The sequence below is a fragment of the Streptomyces sp. NPDC088387 genome, assembly GCF_044753385.1.
Lineage (GTDB): Bacteria > Actinomycetota > Actinomycetes > Streptomycetales > Streptomycetaceae > Streptomyces.
Genome location: NZ_JBIVNC010000018.1, coordinates 128,153 through 150,217, shown reverse-complemented (window position 1 = coordinate 150,217; position 22,065 = coordinate 128,153). Strand labels below are relative to the sequence as shown.

Here is a 22,065-nt window from a genome sequence, read left to right as displayed (position 1 = left end):
GGGGGTGATGGGGTGTCAGATGGCGGTGGCCTCCACGACCGCGATCGCCCCGGCGGTCGGCACCACCCGCTCCAGACGGAAACCGGCCTGCGTGAGGATTTCCCCGTACTGCGCCGCCGTGCGCTCCTTGCCGCCCACCAGCAGCATCAGCCACAGATCGACCAGCTTCGAGGCGTGCGGGGCGTTGCGCTTGTCGGGGACGACCATCTCCATCAGCAGCAGCCGTGTGCCCGGCCGCATCGCGGCCCGCACGTTGCGCAGGATCTCCAGCGCCTGCCGCGGCGGCCAGTCGTGCACGATGTGCTTGAGGACGTAGGCGTCCCCGCCGCCCGGGACCGGCCCGAACAGCTCGCCCTGCACCACCTCGCACCGCCCGGCCACCCCCTGCCCGGCCAGATACTCGGCGGCCCCGTTGTGCGCCACCCGCGGGTCGGACAGGATCCCGCGCGTCCCCGGTGACTTCTTCAGGATGCCCGCGATCAGCTCGCCGCGGCCCGCACAGAAGTCCACGACCGTATTGAAGGCGGAGAAGTCGTAGGCGGCCAGTACCGGTTCGGTCTCCGTCGCCGACATCGCGCCCATGCCCTTGGCGAACACCTCGCCGTACTCCGGCTTGGCCTCCAGGAACTCGAACGCGCTCATGCCGCGCAGCTTGGGCAGGCTCGGCTCGCCCGACCGCACCGCCTCCACGAAGTGCGACCAGTCCTCCCAGTGCACCGGATGACCCATCAGCACCGCGATGCCGCGCATCGACATCGGCGCGTCCTCCAGCAACGCGCCCGCCATCGGGGTCAGTTCGAAACGGCCGTCCCTGCCCTGCCGGAAGATGTCGTTGGCGGCCAGCAGCCGCAGCAGCCGGCCCAGCGTCTCCGGGTGGGCGCCGACCCGCCCGGCGAGCGTGTCCACGTCCAGCGGGCCCTCGCGCAGCGCCTCGGCCACCCGCAGCTCGGCGGCGGCGTAGACGGCCTGGCTGAGCATGGCGCCCTGCACGATCTCCAGCAGTGAGAACGGTGCGGGCGCCAGCTTGCGCACCAGCTTCAGCAGGGCGTTGCGCACACCCTCGACGGCCCGGACGACACGGGCGGGCGGCAGCGGCATGGGACATCCTCCGACAGTCGGAAAGCAAAAATTGGGGGGCGGCGGGCAGCATCGCGGCGCAGCCCGCCCACCCCGCCGGGGGCGGACAGGCCGGCGCCCACCCGGAACCGGACTTCGCCCGGATGCACGCCTGGACCCCCCACGCTGCACGCCCTTGGCCGGGCCCCGCTCGCACCCCGCTCGAACCCGCCCCGGCGCCCGGCCTGTTGCGGGGGCTCGTGCCGGGCGGGGCGGGGCTCCAGCTGGTCCCCACCCGCGCTCCGGGCGCAGTCCAGGGGCGGCGGTGACGATCGGGACCGTCCGTCTCGGCCGTGGCCGAGAAGACTCCCGGAGGGGGCCGATCCCGTGAAGAAGCTTGCCTCGTCGGCAGCGCTGTCGGAGCGCGCCGACCGCATCGCCCGGCGTTCCCGGGCCGACAACTGGAAGAAGCCTCCGCGGCGTATCGAGACGTCCGAGTGCATCACCTGCGACAGCTGTCTGCGCGGCTGCCCCGCGGAGTTCGGCGCCGTCTTCGACATCGGCCTGGACGTGGTGATCGTCCCCGAGCTGTGCTCGGGCTGCCCCTCCTGCGTCCTGGAATGCCCCGTCGACTGCATCTACGTCGACGAGAGCTGGAGTCCGACCGACCCCGCGATGTGGAACCACATCGAACTCACCGCCGAAGGTGCCGCGTGAAGGACCCCGCCGGGCGCCCCGATTCCCGCCGCGCCGCCAACGCGCGCAAGCGGATCAGCCGCCGCCCCAGCCGGCTCGGCATCCCCGCCGGAACCACCCCCGTACCCGACCGCACCGCCGCACCCGACGCCGGGTTCCCCGCCCTGCTCCAGCGGGTCTGGCAGCGCGCGGCCGGCGCCGCCGGCCTGGGCGAGAGCCTGCACGTGCTGCTCACCCTCGACAAACACGTCCCCGCCGACGTGCAGCTGCGGGCCCTGGGCCGCGCCGAACAGGCCGCCCTGACCGCCCTGACCGGACTGAACTGGCAACACCCCCACCCCGGGCCGGCGCAAGCGGGGGCGGGTGTGCCGGTGGGCGGGCGGGGTGTGTTCCCCGGCGAGATCGGGCTGACCACCGGCGGCCGGATCGCGCTGCGCACCCCCGGCAGCGGCCCCCTGGACCCCCGCCAACTCGTCGGCGGCGTACGCCGCGTGGCATGGGACGCCGACACCCTCACCAGGTACCGGCAAGAACGCGAACGGCTGCGCCTGCGCGGCGAGCAGGCGGCCGCCGACTGCCGTGCCTGGCTCGACGCCCAGGGCCCGCAGGGCCGCGACGCGCTGCTGGCCCAGGCCCAGGAAGCGGCACTGCGCACCGCCCCGTTCGTCCTGCACCAGGAAGAACGCCAGTACACCAACTTCCGCGGCCCCAACACCCTCACCGGCAAGACCCTGGGCCCCGGCCACCCGCACTGCGCGCTCGGCACCCTCAAAGGCCTCCCGCTGGACCTGTGGTCGGACCACGACACCCAGCTGGTGGTCTGCCTCACCCTGCTCATCCGCTCGGCCGGCTTCGGCCGCGTCGAGGAGGCCAACGGCACCCAGCTGAGCGTCGACCACGTCGCCCACACCCTGGAACGCGTACGCCGCGCCTACAACACGGTCCCCGGCCTCACCCCCGTACCGGCCGCCGCCTCCCACCAGGTCGCCGACCTCGACCGGCTCGCCACCGCCCTGCGCACCGCACGCCCCGCCCTGGCCCGCGCCGGCGGACAGCTCTACCGCGAGATCCACGGGGCGCTCATGCACAAGGTGGAACGGGTGGCCGCCGCCCCGGGCGATCGCGCCCGAGCCCGCGAGGACGCCGTCACCGCCCGCCTGCGCACCGCCCTCGGCCTGCCCGGCACCACCCTCGACGAACTCGCCGGCCACCTGGCCGCCGCACCCGGCGTACTGGCCCAGCCCCACGGGGCGTTCGCCACCGGCCTGGAGTCCCTCGTCTTCGAGACGGTGGCCGCGACCACCGACGCGTTCGGCGCGGACTTCGCGATGAGCCGCGGCATGCGCTCCCTGCCCGACCTGGTGCGGGCACTGCGCGGCGAACGGTTCGCGGAGATCTGCGACTGGGACATCACCCACTTCTTCTGCTGCGTGGTACCCCGCCCCCAGGCCGCCGCCCACTTCGGCGGCTCGAAGACCGCCCTCGCCGACGCCGCCTGGGCGATGTCCTCCCGCATGCAGTACAACTCCTGGCACTTCCTGGCCGGCAACCTGCCCCCGGTGCCCGAAGTCACCGCCCGCGACCACTTCGTCCCGCCGCTCCTGCCGGACATCGCCTTCTACTCCGACCAGCACCACCACGGCCACGTCAACAACAACGTGCGGTTCGCGCTGCGCTCCCCGCACGGCATCGAGGTCGACGGCCGCCGCTTCGACGGCTTCACCGACCTGCGGCTGCTGCGCTGCACCGGCGACCCCTTCGACGAACAGGACCTGCTCGCCGCACACCGGGTGTCGGCGTTCATCGGCCGGGCCACCGCCCTGGCCGCCCGGCTCGCCGCCGCCGGCACCGCGCTGGAGGTCACCGCCTTCGACTCCGCCTGGCACCTGAACACCGTCACCGGCCAGACACCCGCCGACGCCGCCAGTACGGCCGGTCCCGTCCGCCGGGCGTCCTGACCCCGGCCGCCGGCCCCGTGCGCCGAGCGGCCCGACCCGAAAACGTAGGGGGAGCGCGATGAACGCCCGCGGCATCAGCCACACCAGGAACCTGCTGGCGCGCGGGGACCTGTCCGCCGTCGAGCACACCACCGCCGTCCTCGCGGCCGCCCGCGAGCAGGACACCCTCGGCGCCTACGTCACCGTCGCCGGCGAGGAGGCACTCGCCGCCGCCGCACACGCCGACGCCCTGATCCGCCGCCACGGCCCGAACGCCTGGCACAGCCGGCCCCTGCTCGGCGTCACCGTCTCCGTCAAGGACCTCCTCCAGACCCGCGACCTGCCCACCACCCGCGGCTCCCTGCTGCCCAACGACCGGCCCCGCCAGGACGCCCCGGCCGTCGCCCGGCTGCGCGCCGCCGGCGCGATCGTCGTCGGCAAGACCACCACCTCCGAATACGGCTGGAGCGCCTCCACCGTCAGCCGTGTCGCCCCGCCCACCCGCAACCCCTACGACCCGCGCCTGAGCGCCGGCGGCTCCAGCGGCGGCGCCGCCGCGGCCGTCGCCGCCGGCCTGTGCGACGCCTCCCTGGGCACCGACGGAGCCGGCTCGATCCGCATCCCGGCCTCCTTCTGCGGCGTCGTCGGCTTCAAACCCTCCTACGGCCGCATCCCCTACTTCCCCCACGGCGCCGACCGCCTCGCCCACCAGGGCCCCCTCACCCGCACCGTCGCCGACGCCGCCCTGATGGCCCGCACCCTCCAGGGCCCGCACCCCGACGACCCCGACTCCGGCCTCGGCTCCCTCGACGCACCACGCACCGGACCCGTGCTGCGCATCGGCTGGATCGAGTACGACGGCACCGGCGGGGAAGTACGCCGCGTCAGCGAACAGGCCCGCCACGCCCTGGCCGCCCAGGGCCACACCATCGAGGACGTCGAGGTGCGCTGCGAGCGGATCTACCCCGCCCTCGTCGACATCACCGCCGCCTTCGAGGCGGCCGGCGCCCGCCCCGGCGACGACCAGGACGCCGACCCGGGCCGCCTCGCCGTCATCCGCCACGGACGCACCCTGTCCGGCGCCGACGTCATCCGCGCCGAAGAGGTCCGCCAGAGCCTGCGCACCACCCTGCGCGCGGTGATGGACCGCTACGACATCCTCGCCATGGCCGCCGTGCCCGTCGAGCCCTTCGAGGCCGGCGCCATCGGCCCCGCCTGGGCAGCCGACCCGCGCGATCTGCAATGGCTGGCCTGGGCGCCCGCCTCCTACCCGTTCAACATGACCGGCCAGCCCGCCCTGTCGCTGCCCGCCGGACTCACCCGCGCCGGCCTGCCGGTGGGCCTGCAACTGGTCGGCCCGGTCGGCGCCGACGAACTCGTCCTGTCCCTCGCCGCCCGACTGGAGACCGACCTCGGCCTCCTGCCACCCCCACCCCTGCGCACCACCCACCACCCCGCCACCACCCACTGACCCCGCCCGGCCCGCAGCCCCCCGCAGCCCCCCGCAGCCCCCCGCAGCCCCCGCAGCCCCCGGCGGCCCACCGCCCGCCCGACCCCCGCCCGTCGCGCCCGGCCATCGCCCGTCGCCCGCCCGCCCGTTGCCCGTTGCCCGTCGAAAGGACGCTTCCATGCATGTCAGGTCATGGTCCACCGCCGCCGCGGACGGCAGCGTCGGACGGCCCTCGTTCGTCGCCGACCACGGCCTGTGGGACGCAGCACGCCTGGCCGCCGCCGAACGCGTCGAGGCCGCCCTGGACGGCATCGACCTGGTCCGCCTCGCCTTCGGCGACCCGCACGGCCTGGCCCGCTCCAAAACCCTCACCGCCGACGCCTTCCGCGCCGTCCTGCGCAACGGCATGAACTTCAGCCCCGGCCCCTACCTCTTCGACACCGGACACGCCGTCGCCGTCGACTTCACCGGCGACCACGGCATCGGCGTCGACGAGATCACCGGCGCCGGCAACTTCGTCCTGGTGCCCGACCCGCTCACCTTCCAGGAACTGCCCGGCGAAGGCGCCCGCACCGCCTGGGTCATCGGCGACGAGTACCTGCGCGACGGCACCCCCCACCCGCTGTCCTCCCGCGCCGTACTGCGCCGCACCGTCGAGCGCTACACCGCCCGCGGCCTGGCCCCCGTACTGGGCCTGGAAGTCGAGTGGTACCTCACCCGCCGCCTGGACAACGCCCCCGGCAACACCGGCAACGGCTTCGGCCTGCAAGGCAGCGCACCCCACGTCGAGGCCGTCAACGCCGGCTACCAGTTCAACCTCGACACCCACTACGACACCGTCGCCCCCCTCACCGACCCCCTCGCCCTGCACCTGCTGCGCCTGGGACTGCCGCTGCGCTCCATGGAACACGAGTCCGGGCCCGGCCAGGTCGAGACCACGTTCAGCCCGATGTCCGCCCTGGACACCGCCGACGCCATGCTCCTGTTCCGCACCGTCACCAAGAACTGGTGCGCCCGGCGCGGCCACCACGCCTCCTTCATGTCACTGCCGCAGCTGGACGCCGCCGACCCCAGCGGCTGGCATCTCAACCAGTCCGTCACCGACCTCACCACCGGCGCCAACCTCTTTCGCGCCGAAGGCCTGTCCGCGGGAGTGTCCCCGCACGGCAAGGCCTACGCCGAGGGCCTGCTCTCCCACGCCCGCGAACTGCTGCTGCTGTCCGTGCCCACCGTCAACGGCTACCGCCGCCTGGCCGCCGAACACGCCCTGGCCCCCACCCGGCCCGGCTTCAGCGAGGAAGACCGCACCGCCATGCTCCGCATCGTCGGCCACGGCGCCGGCACCCACATCGAGAACCGCATCGGCGAACCCTGCGCCAACCCCTACCTCGCCATCGCCGCCCAGCTCTTCGCCGGCCTCGAAGGACTCACCGCCCCCGCCGCCCCCGCGACCGCTCCCGGGCCGCCCGCACTCGTCCCGCAGCACCTCGCCGAAGCCCTCGACGCCTTCCGCGCCGGCCGCGCCGCCACCCTGCTGGGCGCACCCCTGACCGCCTGCCTGACCAAACTCAAGGAAAGCGAACTGCACCGCTACACCACCTGGTGCCACAGCGCCGACCCCGCCCCCGGCCAGGTCACCGACTGGGAACAGCGCGAATACTTCGGCGCCTACTGACCCCCCCCACACATCCACATGGGCGGCCGGTCCCCCCGGCCGTGCCGTTGTTCCGCCTCCTGCCGAGGAAGGCCCGCATGATCGACCGCTACACACTGCCCGAGATGGCCGCCCTGTTCACCGACCACGCCCGCTACACCACCTGGGTGCGGGTGGAGATCCTCGCCTCCGAGGCACAGGCCGACCTGGGCCACGTACCGCGGCAGGCGGTCACCGACATGCGCCGGGCCCCCGTCCCCGACCCCGCCCGGGTCGCCGAGATCGAACGCGAACGCGACCACGAGGTGCTCTCCTTCCTCGCCGCCTACTGCGAGCACATCCCCGCCGCCTCCGCCCGCTGGGTCCACCACGGCATGACCAGCTACGACCTCGTCGACACCGCACTCGGCCACACCCTGGCCGCGGCCACCGACCTGCTCACCGCCGCCGCCACCCGGCTGCGCCGGGTCCTGACCACCCGCGCCCTGGAACACTTCGACACCGTCATGGTCGGCCGCACCCACGGCGTGCACGCCGAACCCACCACCTTCGGCCACAAACTCGCCGGCCACGCCTTCGGCATCGACCGCTGCCTGCACCGCCTGGCCGCCGCACGGGACGCCGTCGCGGTCGGCACCGTCTCCGGCTCCGTCGGCACCTACGCCCTCATCGACCCCCGCGTCGAAGAACACGTGTGCGCCGCCCTCGGACTCGCCGCCGAACCCGCACCCAGCCAGGTCGTCGCCCGCGACCGGCACGCCCAGCTCCTCCAGGCCGTCGCCACCCTGGGCGCCTGCGTCGAACAGATCGCCCTGGAGATGCGGCTGCTGCAACGCACCGAGGTCCGCGAGGTCGAAGAGACCCGCACCGGCGCCTACCAGGGCTCCAGCGCCATGCCCCACAAACGCAACCCCACCACCAGCGAACGCCTGTGCGGGCTGGCCCGGCTGCTGCGCGGCTACGCCGACACCGCCCTGGAGAACGTCGCCCTGTGGCACGAACGCGACCTCGCCCACCAGTCGGTGGAACGCGTCATCCTCCCCGACAGCCTCAGCGTCGGCCACTACCAGGCCACCAAGGCCGCCGACCTGATCGCATCCCTGCACGTCGACACCGGCCGGATGCGCGCCCACCTCGACAACACCGACGGCCTCCTGTACAGCTCCAGCGTCCTGGCCGAACTCCTCGGCAACGGCACCGAACGCGAACACGCCTACCGCAGCGTCCAGGCCGCCGCCCTGCACACCGTCACCACCGGCGAGCACTTCGGCGCCGCCCTCGCCGCCCAGGGCATCCACCCCGCCACCGCACTGGCCCCCGAGCGGTTCCTCACCCGCCACGACGTGATCCGCACCCGACTGGAGAAACTGCATGAGCGTCAAGATTGACCGCGTCGAGGGCGCCACCCTCGACCTGGACGAGGTCCTCGCCGTCTACCACGCCTCCGGCCTCGGCGAACGCCGCCCGGTGGAGGAACGGGAACGGTTCGCGGCCATGCTCACCCACGCCAACCTCGTCCTCGTCGCCCGCGACCAGGACAACACCCTGCTGGGCATCGTGCGGGCCGTCTCCGACTTCTCCTACGTCACCTACCTGTCCGACATCGCCGTCGTGGCCGGCCGCCAGCGCTCCGGCATCGGCCGCGCCCTGATCGACGCCACCCGCGCCCAGGCCCCGGACGCCAAGATCGTCCTGCTGTCCGCGCCGGCCGCCGTCGACTACTACCCCCACCTCGGCTTCATCCGCCACGCCTCGGCCTGGGTCCTCAGCAGCACCGCCTGACGAAAAGGGCGGCAGGTTCCGGTCACGGCCCGGGCATGAGCGGGCGTGAGCGGGGCACCCGGGGGGTGCACGACCGGGCGCACCGTGACCGGAAACAGGGTGCTGCGAGCGAGCGAGAGCCCGCACGCACCGAAGAGACGTGAAGATCGGAACCGACATGATTGTCCTTGGCGTCATCCTGCTCCTCATCGGCCTGCTGGTCGGTGTCTCGCTCCTGACGACCGTCGGCGGGATCCTGGTCGTGGTCGGCGCGGTCCTGTGGATCCTCGGTGCCAGCGGCCGCATGGTCGGCGGACGCAAGCACTACTTCTAAACCCGCCCCCGGGTACCCCCGTCCCCGCACACCCGGCCGCCGGCCCGGGCCCGCCCGCACCCCGGGCCGGCCCCGCCGCACCCCGGCCCCCCGACAAGTCCGATGCCCGCCGGAGCACCGTCTCCGGCGGGCATCGGGCCGTACCCCCCCGGCCGGCAGCCGGACCGGGCCGGCTGGGGGGTGCGTGGCCTGCTGGGGGGCGTGGCCGGGTGGCGTGCACCGGCCGGCCGGGTCGGTGGCGGCTGTACCGGGGCTCGACCGCCGGTGCCTAGATTCGACACCAGGGTGCGGGCCCCGGCACGCGCGCCCGCCCAGGCCCCTGGGGGAGGCATGACCCACACACCGGCACAGGCGCTGCTCGACCCGCGTCCACCCGCCCCGTCGCCGTTCCCGCGGCCCGTCGCGGACCGCGAACCGCCCGGGCCGGCCGTCCTCGGTCTCGGCGCGCCCGTCTCGATGCCCTCCGGGCGCCGGGTCCTCGTCGTCGACGCCGACACCTCCTGCGCCGACCTGCTGCTCACCCAGCTGCGCCGGCACGGCCACGAGGCACACGGGGTGAAACGGGGCAGCGCCGCGCTGCGCGCCCACGAGGACGCCGATCTGGTCCTCCTCGACCTCGAACTGCCCGACCTGGACGGCCTGGAGGTGTGCCGAGCGATCCGCGCGGTCAGCCGGGTGCCCGTCATCATCGTCACCGCCCGCGCCTCCGAACTCGACTGTGTCCTCGGGTTGCAGGCCGGCGCCGACGACTACGTCGCCAAGCCCTACGGGCTGCGGGAACTGATGGCGCGGATCGAGGCCGTGATGCGGCGCACCCAGTGGCAGCCCGCCGCGGCCCGCGAGATCCGCCACGGCCGCCTGCACATCGACGTCGGCTCGCGCGAGGTCCTGCTGGGCGGGGAGGAAGTCGCCCTGACCCGCAAGGAGTTCGACCTGCTGTGCCTGCTGGCCTCGCACCCCGACACCGTCATCCCGCGCAAGCAGCTCCTCCAGCAGGTCTGGGGCGACTCCTGGTCGCGCCGCACCGTCGACACCCACGTCAGCAGCCTGCGCGGCAAACTCGGTGACAGCGGCTGGATCATCACCGTCCGCGGCGTCGGCTTTATGCTCGGCACCCCCTGAACCGCCGCGGACAGCGGCACACCGCGCACGGGGCGTGAGGCGGTCCCCGGCGCCTTCCTGCGTGCCCGGAACACGTGAGCGGCACCCGCCACTGACCGCCCCGGCCTCGTCCTGAGCAGACGGCCGCCCCGGGACGGGCCGCACCCCCCACCCCCGCTCCCGCATCTCCCCGGCCCGGCCTGCCCCGGCCGGCGACTGCGCTGCGCCCCGGGCCGATTGCTCCAGCCGCGGGACAACAAGGCCGGCATCGCGTGGCCGGGACATTGGCCGATGCCCGGCGGCGGAGCCGAGGCGGGTGAGACGCCGCGGGAGACGGTCCTACGGGAACATTTTGCGGCGCGCCGATCCGGCCATTTCGCGGACCGCCGCAGCCGGTCCACCTCGGGGTGGCCCTTGAGCACGCGCGGCCACCTGCCCCTCCACCAGGGCGACTTCGTACCCGCCGCAGCTCGCGGGCCCCGCGTCAGCGGGTTGCTTGCGGACACGGCGGTCGGTATTCGCCCGGAAACAGTGTTCGGCGGAGTGTGAACGGCACTTCAGCGGTCCCGGTCCGCATCGGATCCTCGACGTCCCCGCCGCGCATCGGAACCTCCACGGTGTCCCGGGAGTTCCCGGACCGGCTCAGAGCTGTACGGACTTCGTTTCGAGCTGATCGTCGAGGCCGTAGCGGCCGAACTCCCGGCCGCCGTTGCCCGACTGCTTGTATCCGCCGAAGGGCGCCACCATGTTGTACTGGCCGCCGTTGACGTCTACCTGCCCGGTGCGGAGCCTGCGGGCGACCGACAGGGCGTGGTCCGGCTCGCCGAAGACGGCGCCGTGCAACCCGTAGACGCTGTTGTTGGCGATGGCCACGGCGTGCTCCTCGTCCGTGTAGGGGATCACCGACAGCACGGGGCCGAAGATCTCCTCCTGGGCGATGACCGCGTCGGGATCGACGTCCGTGAAGATCGTCGGCCGGACGTAGGCGCCCGTCTCGCATCCATCGGGGCGGCCCGGACCTCCGAAGACGAGGCGGGCGCCGTCGGCCAGCCCCCGCCGGATGTACGCGTCCACGCGCTCCCGCTGGGTCTCGGAGACCAACGGCCCGAGGCGGGTCGGTTCGCTCATCGGGTCTCCGACACGGAAGCCTTCCGCGGCAGCAACGAGCAGCTCCGCCACCTGCCGCTGACGATCGGCGGGCACGATCAGCCGGGTCCAGGCGGCGCACACCTGCCCGTTGTTGAACCAGGCGCTCGCGAGGCTGAGCGCGACGGCCTTCTCCAGGTCCGCGTCGGGGAGGACCACGCTGGCCGACTTGCCGCCGAGTTCGAGCGTCACGCGCTTCACGCTGTCGGCGGCCGATGCCGCGACGAGCCGGCCCGCGGCCGTGGAACCGGTGAAGGTCACCATGTCGACGTCCGGATGGGCGGTGATCGCCGCGCCCACCACCGGACCCGCGCCGTGCACGATGTTGAGGACGCCGCCGGGCAGGCCCGCCTCCGCGGCGGCCTCGGCGAGGATGCGCGCGGTCAGCGGGGTGACTTCGGACGGCTTCACCACCAGCGTGTTGCCCGCGAGGAGCGCCGGGGCGACCTTCGACATCATCTGGTTGAGGGGAAAGTTCCAGGGCGTAATGGCGCCGACCACCCCCAGGGACTCCCGGAGAACCAGCGAGTTGCCGATCGTCTCGCTCCAGGGGAAGTCCTGGGCGACGTCGGCCGTGGCGCGGGCGAGCGCGACGGGTTGACCGGCCTGGGCGATCCGGGACTCGGTGAGGGGCGAGCCGAGTTCGGCCGTGATGGTGAGCGCGATCTCCTCGACGCGGCTCTCCAGGACGTCGGCCAGGCGGCGTACGGTCGCCACGCGGTCGGTCACCCCGGTCGCGGCCCACGCCGGGAAGGCCGTACGCGCGGCTGCCACCGCCGAGTCCACGTCCGCCGCGGTGCCCGCGGGGACCGCGGCGATGACTCGGCCGTTCGCGGGATTGACGACGTCGATGACGTCCGGGCCGCCCGGCACCGGCCGGCCACCGATCCAATGGGCGGGCGAGGGGAAACGCGGGGACGGGGTCGCGGCCGAGTCCGGGACCGGGGCCGAGCCCGAGTCCGAGTCCGGGGTCGTGTTCGTGTTCGAGCGGGTGGTCATGAGACACCTCCAACGGAATCCGCACAGGTCGTGTGCGGTGCAGGGGATCGCGATCCGGTCGAAGCGGGGATTTGCCGAGGCGGGGGTCCGCCGAGGCGGGATGTGGCCGAGGCCGGGATCGGCTGACGCGGTAATCGGTGAACGTGGGTCGGTCCGGCGTGACGATGCCGTTGTTAACGCACGGTCTGTTCGTTAACAACCGTACGACCATCCTGCCCGGAAAGCAACGCACGGCCTGTGCGTTATCTTGTGGGTATGACCACGCCTCCCTTCCAGCGCGCGCGCTCCGCCGAGAGCAAGCGCCGACGCGCCCAGGACCTGATCGACGCCGCCCGGGTCCTGGCGACCGAACAAGGGGTGGCCGGGGTGACTTTGACGGCCATCGCGCAGAGCGCCGGGGTCCACCACTCGGCGGTGCGGCGCTATTTCGACTCGCACAAGGAAGTGCTGCTCCATCTCGCCGCGGAGGGGTGGATCCGCTGGTCGCAGGCGGTCTGCGAGGCTCTTCGGGGGGAGCGTGCGGAGGCCGACCGGCTGGCCGACGTTCTCGCGACCACGCTCGCCGCCGACCCGTTGTTCTGCGACCTGCTGGCCAATGTGCCGCTCCACCTCGAACACGCGGTCGACGTGGACCGCGTCATCGACTTCAAGCAACGCACCCGCGCGCCGATCGCCGCGATGGTCGAGGCGATCGCGGCGGCGGCTCCTTCCCTCGACGCGCGCGCCGCGAGCGACGTGGTCCTCGCGGCCGACGCGCTGGCGGCGACGCTGTGGCAGGTCACGCATCCCGCGCAGGGCCTGGCGTCGGCGCAGCTGAGGGATCCCGATCTCGCCGCGATCTCGGTCACCGATTTTCTCGGCACGCTGCGCCGCCTGCTGGCGGCGACCTGTATGGGGCTTGCCGCGCCGCAGTCGGTGACCGAGGGGCCGGAGTAGGTCCGTGACACCGTCGGGGAGTCCCGTCTGCCGCGCCCCACGGTCTGCAAGTACTTGGGGAGCAAGGAGGAGGCGCAGGTCGGCATCGCGCGAACGGCACTGGAGCAGGCCGGAGCCGCGGTGAGAGCGGCGGCGCAGGACGCGCGCCCCCGAGGACACGGCCGGAGCAGTGCCGGCGCTCAAGCTGGAGGTCGCCATCCGGCTGTGGCACGACAGCCCCGCACACGCCCAGGAACTGCTCGCCCGCCGCCACGGCCCACGCCCCGACGCCGCCGGGTACGTCGCCGCACTGTCCGCATCGAGCGGTGCGGGCCCGGCCGTCCCGGAACGGATCGACCAGATCAAGGGCCGTATCCGGCGAGGCGAGAGCCGCTGCCGGCTGGACCGGGCCGCCTGCCGCCGCCGCAACATCGTCGAACGCTGCTTCAACCGGCTCAAGCACAACAAGGCCCTGGCCACCCGCTACGACAAACGCGCCTGCCACGACCAGGCCCTGGTCACCCTGGCCTGCCTACGACTGTGGCTGCCCCGACCTTGCGGACACGACCTGGTGCATTGACCCGCACCGCCCCCAGAGCCCCGCCCGCCGCCCGCAACCCCCGGGCGCCCTGCCCGCATCCGCGCAGGGCCGCACAGGCCCGCACACGGGCGCACAGGGGCCCTGGCGGGCCCGTGCCGGATCCCAGTGAACGTCCAACTCCTTTGTGTCCGGCCTCCGTTGGGTCTTGTGCGGAGGCCGAACCCTTCTCGAGTGATCTTCGAGTGACTCTCATGCGCGGACCCCCAGCCTGAGTGAGGCGCGTTGATCACCGGGCGCGCCGCCCCCCACGGAAATTCCGTACGTAGTCAAGGAGATGACCATGCAGATCCGCTCGCGTCTGTCCCAGGCCGGCATGCTGGGCGCCGCCGCCGTGGCCGCTCTCGCCTTCTCCGCGGGCCCGGCCTCCGCCGCCCCGGCGGTCGCCGCCTCGCCCGCCTCGGGCCTGTCCAACGGCCAGACGGTCACCGTGACCGGTACCGGCTTCCCGGCCGGCTCCGAGGTCGCGGTCTCCCAGTGCCGTGAGGCCACCACCTGCACCGACTCCCTGACCCGGGCCACCGTCGGCGCCAACGGCAGCTTCAGCGCGCAGTACAGCGTCCGCAAGTCCTTCACGGCCACCGACTGGAGCACCGGCTCCACCGTCACCGTGGACTGCGGCGCCCAGCAGTGCCAGCTGGTCGCCTACCTGGAGGCCACCGGCGCCGTCGGCACCAACATCTCCTTCGGCTGAGCCGGCGGGAGGGCCCGGCGCACCCGCCGGGCCGACGGCCCTGTGTCCGAACCCGGACCGTGCACGGCAGGACGTGGCGCGCCGACCGCCACGACACCACCGCACGGGCCGGGTTCCGGCATGCCCGCCCCCCGCACTCCGCAGCCCCCGCCGCCTGCGCAGCCCCCGCCGCCTGCGCGGTCTGCGCGGTCTGCGCGGTCTGCGCGGTCTGCGCGGTCTGCACCGGTCATGCGGGAAGCCGCCCCGGTGGACGGTTGTCCACGGGGCGGCTTCGTCGTGTCGCGGGGTGCGGGAGGGCCGGGGCGCCCGGGGTGGGGGCGCGCGCCGGCCTCAGCCCGCGGCCTGCTTGACGAGGGCGGCGATGCGCTCCTCGTCGGCCGGGCCCAGGGCGGTCAGGGCGTAGGCCACCGGCCACACCGCCCCGTCGGCGAGCTCGGCCTGGTCACTGAAGCCGAGCGTGGCGTACTGCGTCTTGAACTTCGCCGCGCTCTGGAAGTGGCAGAGCACCTTGCCGTTCTTGGCGTACGCGGGCATCCCGTACCAGAGCTTGGGCGTCAGGTGCGGGGCACTCGCCCGGATGATCCGGTGGACCTGTTCGGCCAGGGCCCGGTCCGCGTCCTGCATCTCGGCGATCTTCGCGAGGACTTCGGCCTCCGGGTCCGCCTTGGCGCCGCGCGCACCGCGCTTGGCGCTCTGCACCTCCTTGGCGCGCTCCTTGAGGGCCGCACGCTCCTCGGCGGTGAACGACTCGTCCGCGGCGGAGGTCTTGGGGGACGACTGCGAGCTCTTCATGGCGTGTCCTTTCGTGCCAGGTGTGTGGCCGTGGCCCTCCCGTGCGAGCACGCCCGCGCCGGGAAGGCGCTCAGGCCGGGGTGGAGGTCACCGACGCGCTCTCCCAGGCGAAACCGTCCGGGTCGGTGAAGGAACCGGCCGTGCCGCCGAGCACGATCCGGTGCGAACCGGAGCCCTCCTCGCCGACACCCACGTCCTTGGCCAGGCCCTTGCGCTTGTACAGGGCCAGCTTCACCGGGCTGGCGTCGCCGGCGGTGAACTCGACGTACTTGCCGCCGAAGCTCTTGGACACGTCCAGGCCCTGCCCGACGTAGAACTGCTTGCTCGCCTTGACGTCCTCGACGCCGAGCAGCAGGACCAGGTCGTCGACCTTGCGGGTGGCCGGGCCGGAGTTCTTCTTGGCCGAGGTCGCCAGCTTCCAGATGGTGCCGTCCGGGGCCTGGACGACGCCGCCGTAGCCCCACAGGGACTTCGCGGCGGGCTTGAGGGTGGTGGCGCCGGCCGCGAGCGCGGACTCGATGAAGCTGTCGACGTCGGCCGGCTGCGCCACGGTGATCGACATGGTGAAGCCGCGGAAGCCGGAGGTGGGTGCCTCGGAGGCGCGCAGGCCAAGGCGCGGGCCCAGTCCGAAGGCGCTGCTGTAGAAACGCTCGGCGGCCGCGGGGTCGGCCACCTCGAGGGTGATGGATGCCAGGGAAGTCATGGTTTTCACGCTATCCGCGCCGGCCGGGCCGGTGCTTCTTCGATCCTGCTCGATACCGCCGCCCGTGGCGGCACCCGCCACGGCGGCCCGGGGACGTCCAACGCCGCACGGCGCCGGTAGTCGTCGGGGGACATGCCGACCAGCGCGGTGAAGCGGGCGCCGAAGACACCGGCCGTGGGGCAGCCCACGGCCCGCCACACCTGCCCGGCGTCCGTGCCGCCCTGGCGCAGCAGCGCCATCGCGTGCTCGATCCGGCGTGCCGTCACATACGCGTAGGGACTCTGCCCGTAGGCCAGGCGGAACTGCCTGCTGAGCTGCCCGGACGGCATGTCCGCCAGGCGGGCCAGGGCCACCAGGTCCAGCGGCCGCGCCACCTCCCGGTCCATGCGGTCACGCACCCGGCGCAGCTGCGCCAGGTCACGCAGGCGCTGCGCCGCGATGAGCGCGCGCCTCAGGGCGGGATGACACATGGGCGGGGCCCCTCTCATCCAGTCCGTTCCATTTCTGTTCGCCCGCCCCGTCGTCGCGGGGCCGGCGTCGTCACGCTAGCCGCGCTGTGCGCGCGGGGCTTCTCGATTCCTGATCGTGCCGTGTGGCCGCGGCGGGCGCCGCGCTCCTGTAGCGGTTCTCAAGCGGGCTTCGAGCGGCTTTCGGCAGGCGCGCGGCACGCTGTTGAGCGGATCGACACGGATGAGGTGCGCCATGGGCGAAGCGGTGGAGAAAGCGGTCGCGTGCATACGGGCGCGTTTCGGCGGTCCGCTGACCGTCACGGAAATCGCCGGGAGCGCCCTGCTCAGCACTTTCCATTTCTCGCGGATTTTCAAGGAAGAGACCGGAATCAGTCCGGGACGGTTCCTTTCCGCGGTCCGTGTCGACGAGGCGAAAAGGCTCCTGGACGATACGTCGGCGGGGGTCGCGGAGATTTCCGCGGCGGTCGGATACGCCAGCCTCGGCTCGTTCACCCATTTCTTCACCGGCAGCGTCGGCCTCTCGCCGGGCCGCTTCCGCCGCCGCACGCTGGACACCGGCCGGCCGCTGCCCGGCCCCACCCCCGTCCCGGACACCGGGCCGGGCGTGGGGGCGGTGGCGGGTACGGTCCGTGTCCCGGCGGGGTTCGGCGCCGCGCGGGTGTTCGTCGGCGCCTTTCCCACCGCGCTGATGCAGCATCCGTTCGCCGCCGCCACCGTCGTCGACGTCCCCGCGGGCGGCCCCGTCTGCTACCGGCTTTCCGAAGTGCCGCCAGGGGAGTGGTACCTGCTCGCCGCGGCGGTGGCCGCCGGCGACGGGCACGACCCGGCCGCCGGGCACACCGCCCTCGTCGGCGGACACGGAATCCGGCCGGTGGGCGTGACGGCGGGGGCGATGACGAGCGCCGCGCTGCGGCTGCACCCGCCCGCCCCGCTCGACGCGCCGGTCCTGCTGGCCCTGCCCGACCTCACACCCCCCACGCTGCTCGCACCGCGCCCGCCCTGCGTCGCCGCCCCCACCCCACCCCCCACGATCCCGGGAGCCCTGGAGGCCGCCGGGGCGGGCGGAGGTGTACTGCGGCCGTTCCCCGCCACACGAGCGGGGACGCCACCGCTGTGGTCAGGAGCCTGAGCCCCGCGCGCACGGGCGCCGTCGGTGAGGTCAGGTGCCTGAGCCCTGTGCGGGCGGGGCGTTGCTGCTGGGGTCGGGGGCTTGAGCTCCGCGCGGGCGGGCGTCGTTGGTGAGGTCAGGTGCCTGAGCCCTGTGTGGGCGGGGTGTTGTCGCTGAGGTCGGGGGCTTGAGTGCTGTACGGGCACGGGCGCCGACCGGTGGGGTCAGGGGCCTGAGTTGCGCGCCGGCGGGGCGTTGCCGCTGTCGTCAGAGGCTTGAGCCCTGCGCGGCACAGGCGTTGTCGCTGGGGTCAGGTGCCTGAGCCCTGTGTGGGCGGGGTGTCGTCGCTGGGGTCGGGGGCTTGAGTGCTGTGCGGGCACGGGCGCCGGCCGGTGGGGTCAGGGGCCTGGGCGGGTCGTGGGGTTGCGGCACAGGTCCTGGCGGGCCTTGAGTTGTTCGGCCAGCAGACACCACTCGCGGCCGATGTGCTCGGCGATCGGGGCGATGACGCCCAGCCAGTGCGGCGGTACCGCCTCGACGTGGCGCTGCCAGTCCTCGCCGGGCCCGCCGGCGTGCGACTGCATCCAGCGCAAAAACTCCCGCCCGCCGGCGGTGTAGCGGATGGCGGGGTCGGTGGCCAGCTTGGCGGCCACCGTGGCCCAGGTGGGCGGGGGTTCGCTGTGGTTGCGGCGCGGCGCCGTGGTGGGGGCGGGGGCGGGTTCGTCGTAGCGGGCCACCCGCAGTGCGGCGCGGTGCCCGGCCGTCCCGCTGTCGGGTACCGGCTCGCTGTGCACGGGCGGGGCGGGGGCGGGCACCGCGGCGACGGGCCGCATGTGTGCCGGGCGGGTCTCGCAGGCCTGCCGGCCGGCGCGTTCGGGTCCCTCGCCGCGCCGCAGCCGGGCGCTGACGTCGTGCACGGTGCCCAGCGAGACGTCGGTCTCGCGGGCGACCTGGCGCAGCGGGGCGTCGGGGTGGGCGGCGATGTACTGCGCGGCGCGCCGCCGGCCCTCGCCGGCGTCGACGGGGCGGCGTTTGCCGTCCTGGCCGATGCGTTTGCCGCCCAGCGGGGCGGCGATGGCCGACTTCTCGCGCAGCGCCGCGACGGTCTTCGCGCTCAGCCCGGTGATCTGGGCGATGGCGCGGTCGGACCAGTCGGGGTGCGAGCCCAGAACCTGCTGGGCGCCGGCAACGCGGTCGGCCTTGGACAGGGGCAGGCCGTGGGTGCCGTTCGCCTTCATGGCGATGACCAGGGCCTCGGAGTTGGAGCAGTCGACGAGGCGGGCCAGGATGCCGGACTCGCCCATGAGACGGGCCGCTTCCAGCCGGTGCAGACCGTCGATGACCCGGCAGCCGTCCACCTGGACGAGAATGGGCGGAAGCTGCGCAGAATCCGCCGCGTCGATGAGAAGTCGTATGTGGGCGGCGTCCGTTCCGCCCTGCCGCAGGGAAACTCCGGGCGACAGTGCGGAAATGGGGATCTCGCGTGCCGGCAGTGCCTCGAAGTTCTTCAGATCGAATTCGCTGCGGGTCGACGAACCGACGCCCTCCATCCGGACGGGACTGAATGCACTCGTAATCGAGACTGCTTGCGCGTTGCTCTGAGCCATTCCGGTAACTCCCTCTCTGCTGCCGCTGCCGACGAGGGTCGCAGGAGGGTGTCCAGCTTGACTGGAGGGCAGGTCAACGCTGCCTGGAAGCCCCAGGATCCGGCCCCGGAAAAGGGAAGTGGAAGGGAGGACACCGCGGGCGTCCGGCCGTGCCGGCGGACGCCCGCGGGGGCTTGGTTTCCTACTTTCTTCAGGCGTCGCGGCGGCGCAGCTGGAGCGCCGCGAGCGCCAGCAGGGCGCCCGTCCACAGCGCCAGTACACCCAGTCCCTGCCAGGGCCCGAGGAGGTCTCCGGCGCGCTCGGTCTGCTGGGTGATCATAAAGCCGGCCTCGGTGGGGAGGTAGGCGTGGATGTGTTCGCCCACGGTGCCGGGCAGCATGCCCGCCATCGGGGTGATGACCAGGACGAAACCGATGACGACGGTGATGCTCGCCGCGGTGTGCCGCACGAGCGCGCCCACCGCGAGGGCGAACAGGCCCAGCAGCGCCAGGTAGAGGCCGCAGCCGGCCACCGCCCGCAGGACACCCGGGTCCCCGAGGGAGACGGGTGCCTTGCTGTCCAGGACGGGGGCGCCGATGAGGAAGGAGCCGAACGCGGTCAGTTCACCCACCGCGAGGACCAGCAGACCGAACACCGCGCTCTTGGCGGTCAGGACCGGCACCCGCCGGGGCACCGCGAGGAGGCTGGCACGGATCATGCCGGTGGAGTACTCGGAGGCGATCGCCATCACGCCCAGCACGCAGACGGCGAGCTGGCTGAGCAGGATGCCGCTGCCGAGGATGGTGCCGGTCGGATCGGCCCGCATCTCCGCCTGCTGGGCGGCGTTGGTCTTGTCCCAGTTGGCGATGCCCATCTGCATAAACAGCGCGGTGAACAGCCAGGTCAGCAGGACCAGCACCAGCAGCGACCAGAGCGTGGAGCGCACCGAGCGGATCTTCGTCCACTCCGAGCGCATCAGCCGGCCGAAGTCGCGGCCGGCCGCCGGGCGCACGGCGCCGGGGGACAGGGCGGTCGAGGTCACTTCACACCTCCGGCAGCACCGACGCCGGCGTCGTACTCGACGGCGTCCTTGGTCAGTTCCATAAAGGCCTCCTCCAGCGAGCCGCGCCGGGTCGACAGCTCGTGCAGGACGAGGCCGTCGGCGGCGGCGAGTTCGGCGATCCGCGGCGCCGCGAGCCCGCTCACGTCGAGTTCGCCCTCGGCGGTGGTGGTGACCACCGCGCCCTCACGGCCCAGCAGTTCGGCGAGCTTCGCCCCGTCGCCGGTGCGCACCAGCACGGACTGCTCGGTGCTCTGCTCGATGAACTCCTGTGTGGAGCAGTCGGCGACCAGCCGGCCGCGGCCGATGACGACGAGATGGTCCGCGGTCACCGCCATCTCGTTCATCAGATGGCTGGAGACGAACACCGCCCGCCCCTCGGCCGCCAGCGACTTCATCAGGTTGCGGATCCACAGGATGCCCTCGGGGTCCAGCCCGTTGACCGGCTCGTCCAGCACCAGCGCGGCCGGGTCGCCCAGCAGCGCGGCGGCGATCCCCAGGCGCTGGCCCATGCCCAGCGAGAAGCCGCCCGCCCGCTTGCGGGCCACCGACGACAGGCCGACCTGGTCGATGACCTCCCCGACCCGCCGCTTTCCGATGCCCTGCGTCTGCGCCAGGCACAGCAGATGGTCGTACGCGCTGCGGCCGGTGTGCACGGCCCGCGCCTCCAGCAGCGCCCCGACCACGCGCAGCGGCTCGGCCAGGTCCCGGTAGGGCACACCGTTGACGGTGGCCTCGCCCGCGTCGGGCCGGTCCAGGCCCAGCAGCAGCCGCATCGTGGTGGACTTGCCGGCGCCGTTGGGTCCCAGGAAACCGGTGACCCGTCCGGGCTCGACCGTGAACGACAGGTCGTTCACGGCGGTCTTGTCGCCGTAGCGTTTCGTGAGGTTCTTGGCCTCGATCATGGTCACCTCGGTTGAATGGCCTGCGAGAGTTTCGCTGGGGCAATTTCTCCCCCGGGCATCTGTGATATCAGGATTGCTATCTGTTCAGTAGTCGCCGCCTTGAGCGGGCGTGAACGATGGCCCCCGCATCACCGCATGGCTATTTTGGCGTTTCGGGCCGTCGGGGGAAGCGCCTGTTTCATCTGCTTCCTTTCCGCAGTTGAACCGGAAACTCCGAGCAGAGGATGGTCATGCAACCAGGAACGAACGGGCCGCGCCCCGGACGCCGGCCGGTGGTCGGGATCTGCGCCCGCACGGCGCCCGTCACGCTCCAGGGCAGCGACCTCGTCGTCGCCCTCACCCTCCAGACGCACGTGGCGTTCCTCGCCGAGGCGGGCTGCACCCCCGTCCTGCTGCCACTGGTGCCCGGCGCCGAGGACCTCGTCGACACCCTGGACGCCCTGCTCGTGCCCGGCGGCCCCGACCTGGACCCGGCCCTGTACGGGCAGCGCCCGCACCCGGCGACCCGGGCACCGTCCCCGGACACCGACCGCACCGAACTGGCCCTGCTGCACAGGGCACTTGACGCCGGTCTGCCGCTGCTCGCGATCTGCCGGGGCATGCAGCTGCTCAACGTCGCGCACGGCGGCACCCTGCACCAGCACCTCGCCGAGGTCACCGGCCACGACCGCCACCGCCCCCGCACCAGCACGTTCACCCTGGGCCGGCTGCCGCTGAAGACGGAGCCCGGCAGCCGCCTCGCCGCCCTCCTCGACCACGCCGACAACGCCGACCACGCCGACAGCGGCGCCGACGGGAACGCGGGCGCGGACGGGGGCGCGGGGGGCGGGGGCGGGCCGTACACGGCGTGCCACCACCACCAGGCCCTCGACACCGTCGGCGCCGGCCTGACGGTCACCGGCCGCGCCGACGACGGCACCGTCGAAGCGGTCGAGGCGGCCGGTCGGGCTTTTGTCGTCGGCGTGCAATGGGAATGCGGCCAGACGTCCGACAAACGGCTGCATTACGCACTCGCGGACGCCGCCCGGCGTTCGATGAATGAGCGGGCCGCACTATTGCCGGTTTCTTGAGAACACACCACCTGCGAGCCCAGACTGTTT

Annotated in this window: 21 protein-coding genes and 1 pseudogene; 14 read left to right on the top strand and 8 right to left on the bottom strand. The window is 73.3% G+C overall.

The annotated features are described in order from the left end of the window. Nucleotides 1-15 precede the first annotated feature (15 nt). The gene (locus tag ACIQAC_RS35605; RefSeq protein ID WP_402198692.1) at nt 16-1,098 is read right to left on the bottom strand and encodes a methyltransferase; all 1,083 of its coding nucleotides are present in this window, start codon (nt 1,096-1,098) and stop codon (nt 16-18) included. A gap of 345 nt (nt 1,099-1,443) precedes the next feature. On the opposite strand from ACIQAC_RS35605, the gene ACIQAC_RS35600 reads away from it, so the two are divergent. The 9 genes from ACIQAC_RS35600 to ACIQAC_RS35560 all read left to right on the top strand — a co-directional run bounded on the left by ACIQAC_RS35600 (nt 1,444) and on the right by ACIQAC_RS35560 (nt 10,538). Next, nucleotides 1,444-1,773, top strand: coding sequence for a ferredoxin family protein (locus tag ACIQAC_RS35600; RefSeq protein WP_402198690.1), 330 nt, complete (start codon nt 1,444-1,446; stop codon nt 1,771-1,773). Next, nucleotides 1,770-3,710, top strand: a complete 1,941-nt coding sequence (locus ACIQAC_RS35595; RefSeq protein ID WP_402198688.1) for a hypothetical protein — start codon at nt 1,770-1,772, stop codon at nt 3,708-3,710. The genes ACIQAC_RS35600 and ACIQAC_RS35595 overlap by 4 nt, the downstream gene beginning before the upstream one ends. Before the next feature lie 58 nt (nt 3,711-3,768). Then, on the top strand, nt 3,769-5,160 hold the full coding sequence (locus ACIQAC_RS35590; RefSeq protein WP_402198687.1) for an amidase: 1,392 nt from the start codon (nt 3,769-3,771) through the stop codon (nt 5,158-5,160). Nucleotides 5,161-5,317: 157 nt separating this feature from the next. Then, complete coding sequence (locus tag ACIQAC_RS35585) at nt 5,318-6,814, top strand: glutamine synthetase (RefSeq protein WP_402198684.1); 1,497 nt, start codon at nt 5,318-5,320, stop codon at nt 6,812-6,814. Nucleotides 6,815-6,891: 77 nt separating this feature from the next. Continuing rightward, nucleotides 6,892-8,181 carry an adenylosuccinate lyase gene (purB, locus tag ACIQAC_RS35580; RefSeq protein WP_402198682.1) on the top strand — a complete coding sequence of 430 codons (1,290 nt, stop codon included), beginning with the start codon at nt 6,892-6,894 and terminating at the stop codon, nt 8,179-8,181. Beyond that, nucleotides 8,165-8,575 (top strand): GNAT family N-acetyltransferase, encoded by a 411-nt coding sequence (locus ACIQAC_RS35575; RefSeq protein WP_402198679.1) that lies wholly within the window; start codon nt 8,165-8,167, stop codon nt 8,573-8,575. Before purB ends, ACIQAC_RS35575 begins: the two co-directional genes overlap by 17 nt. Before the next feature lie 139 nt (nt 8,576-8,714). Next, nucleotides 8,715-8,888, top strand: coding sequence for a hypothetical protein (locus tag ACIQAC_RS35570; RefSeq protein ID WP_402198766.1), 174 nt, complete (start codon nt 8,715-8,717; stop codon nt 8,886-8,888). Between the two features lie 456 nt (nt 8,889-9,344). Then, on the top strand, nt 9,345-10,010 hold the full coding sequence (locus tag ACIQAC_RS35565) for a response regulator transcription factor (RefSeq protein WP_402198760.1): 666 nt from the start codon (nt 9,345-9,347) through the stop codon (nt 10,008-10,010). Nucleotides 10,011-10,280: 270 nt separating this feature from the next. Further along, the gene (locus tag ACIQAC_RS35560) at nt 10,281-10,538 is read left to right on the top strand and encodes an NUDIX hydrolase (protein ID WP_402198677.1); all 258 of its coding nucleotides are present in this window, start codon (nt 10,281-10,283) and stop codon (nt 10,536-10,538) included. A gap of 93 nt (nt 10,539-10,631) precedes the next feature. Here the strand turns inward: ACIQAC_RS35560 and ACIQAC_RS35555 are convergent, their stop codons facing one another. Then, the gene (locus tag ACIQAC_RS35555; protein ID WP_402198675.1) at nt 10,632-12,134 is read right to left on the bottom strand and encodes an aldehyde dehydrogenase family protein; all 1,503 of its coding nucleotides are present in this window, start codon (nt 12,132-12,134) and stop codon (nt 10,632-10,634) included. A 255-nt stretch (nt 12,135-12,389) separates the two neighbouring features. On the opposite strand from ACIQAC_RS35555, the gene ACIQAC_RS35550 reads away from it, so the two are divergent. From ACIQAC_RS35550 to ACIQAC_RS35540, 3 genes and pseudogenes are all read left to right on the top strand, one after another. Then, on the top strand, nt 12,390-13,070 hold the full coding sequence (locus tag ACIQAC_RS35550; protein ID WP_402198672.1) for a TetR family transcriptional regulator: 681 nt from the start codon (nt 12,390-12,392) through the stop codon (nt 13,068-13,070). Between the two features lie 304 nt (nt 13,071-13,374). Further along, a pseudogene (locus tag ACIQAC_RS35545) lies at nt 13,375-13,629 on the top strand (IS5/IS1182 family transposase); the annotation flags it as partial. Between the two features lie 301 nt (nt 13,630-13,930). After that, on the top strand, nt 13,931-14,341 hold the full coding sequence (locus ACIQAC_RS35540; RefSeq protein WP_402198671.1) for an enediyne antibiotic chromoprotein: 411 nt from the start codon (nt 13,931-13,933) through the stop codon (nt 14,339-14,341). A 330-nt stretch (nt 14,342-14,671) separates the two neighbouring features. On the opposite strand, the gene ACIQAC_RS35535 is transcribed toward ACIQAC_RS35540, so the two are convergent. The 3 genes from ACIQAC_RS35535 to ACIQAC_RS35525 form a co-directional block, all read right to left on the bottom strand. After that, on the bottom strand, nt 14,672-15,133 hold the full coding sequence (locus tag ACIQAC_RS35535; protein ID WP_402198669.1) for an iron chaperone: 462 nt from the start codon (nt 15,131-15,133) through the stop codon (nt 14,672-14,674). A 70-nt stretch (nt 15,134-15,203) separates the two neighbouring features. Beyond that, entirely contained in the window at nt 15,204-15,836 is a 633-nt protein-coding gene (locus ACIQAC_RS35530) for a glyoxalase (RefSeq protein WP_402198666.1), read from the bottom strand. Nucleotides 15,837-15,841: 5 nt separating this feature from the next. After that, nucleotides 15,842-16,306, bottom strand: a complete 465-nt coding sequence (locus ACIQAC_RS35525; protein ID WP_402198664.1) for a helix-turn-helix transcriptional regulator — start codon at nt 16,304-16,306, stop codon at nt 15,842-15,844. Nucleotides 16,307-16,538: 232 nt separating this feature from the next. Between ACIQAC_RS35525 and ACIQAC_RS35520 the strand changes: the two genes are divergently transcribed. Further along, nucleotides 16,539-17,435 carry a helix-turn-helix transcriptional regulator gene (locus ACIQAC_RS35520; RefSeq protein WP_402198662.1) on the top strand — a complete coding sequence of 299 codons (897 nt, stop codon included), beginning with the start codon at nt 16,539-16,541 and terminating at the stop codon, nt 17,433-17,435. Nucleotides 17,436-17,812: 377 nt separating this feature from the next. Here the strand turns inward: ACIQAC_RS35520 and ACIQAC_RS35515 are convergent, their stop codons facing one another. From ACIQAC_RS35515 to ACIQAC_RS35505, 3 genes are all read right to left on the bottom strand, one after another. Beyond that, a complete protein-coding gene (locus ACIQAC_RS35515) occupies nt 17,813-19,021 on the bottom strand; it encodes a ParB N-terminal domain-containing protein (protein WP_402198659.1) in 1,209 nt (402 codons plus the stop codon). Nucleotides 19,022-19,211: 190 nt separating this feature from the next. Beyond that, a complete protein-coding gene (locus ACIQAC_RS35510; protein ID WP_402198657.1) occupies nt 19,212-20,042 on the bottom strand; it encodes an ABC transporter permease in 831 nt (276 codons plus the stop codon). Continuing rightward, nucleotides 20,039-20,965: an ABC transporter ATP-binding protein gene (locus tag ACIQAC_RS35505; RefSeq protein ID WP_402198758.1), complete on the bottom strand. Its 927-nt coding sequence runs from the start codon at nt 20,963-20,965 to the stop codon at nt 20,039-20,041. Before ACIQAC_RS35505 ends, ACIQAC_RS35510 begins: the two co-directional genes overlap by 4 nt. 230 nt (nt 20,966-21,195) lie before the next feature. Between ACIQAC_RS35505 and ACIQAC_RS35500 the strand changes: the two genes are divergently transcribed. Next, a complete protein-coding gene (locus ACIQAC_RS35500) occupies nt 21,196-22,035 on the top strand; it encodes a gamma-glutamyl-gamma-aminobutyrate hydrolase family protein (protein ID WP_402198655.1) in 840 nt (279 codons plus the stop codon). The last annotated feature ends 30 nt before the right edge of the window (nt 22,036-22,065 follow it).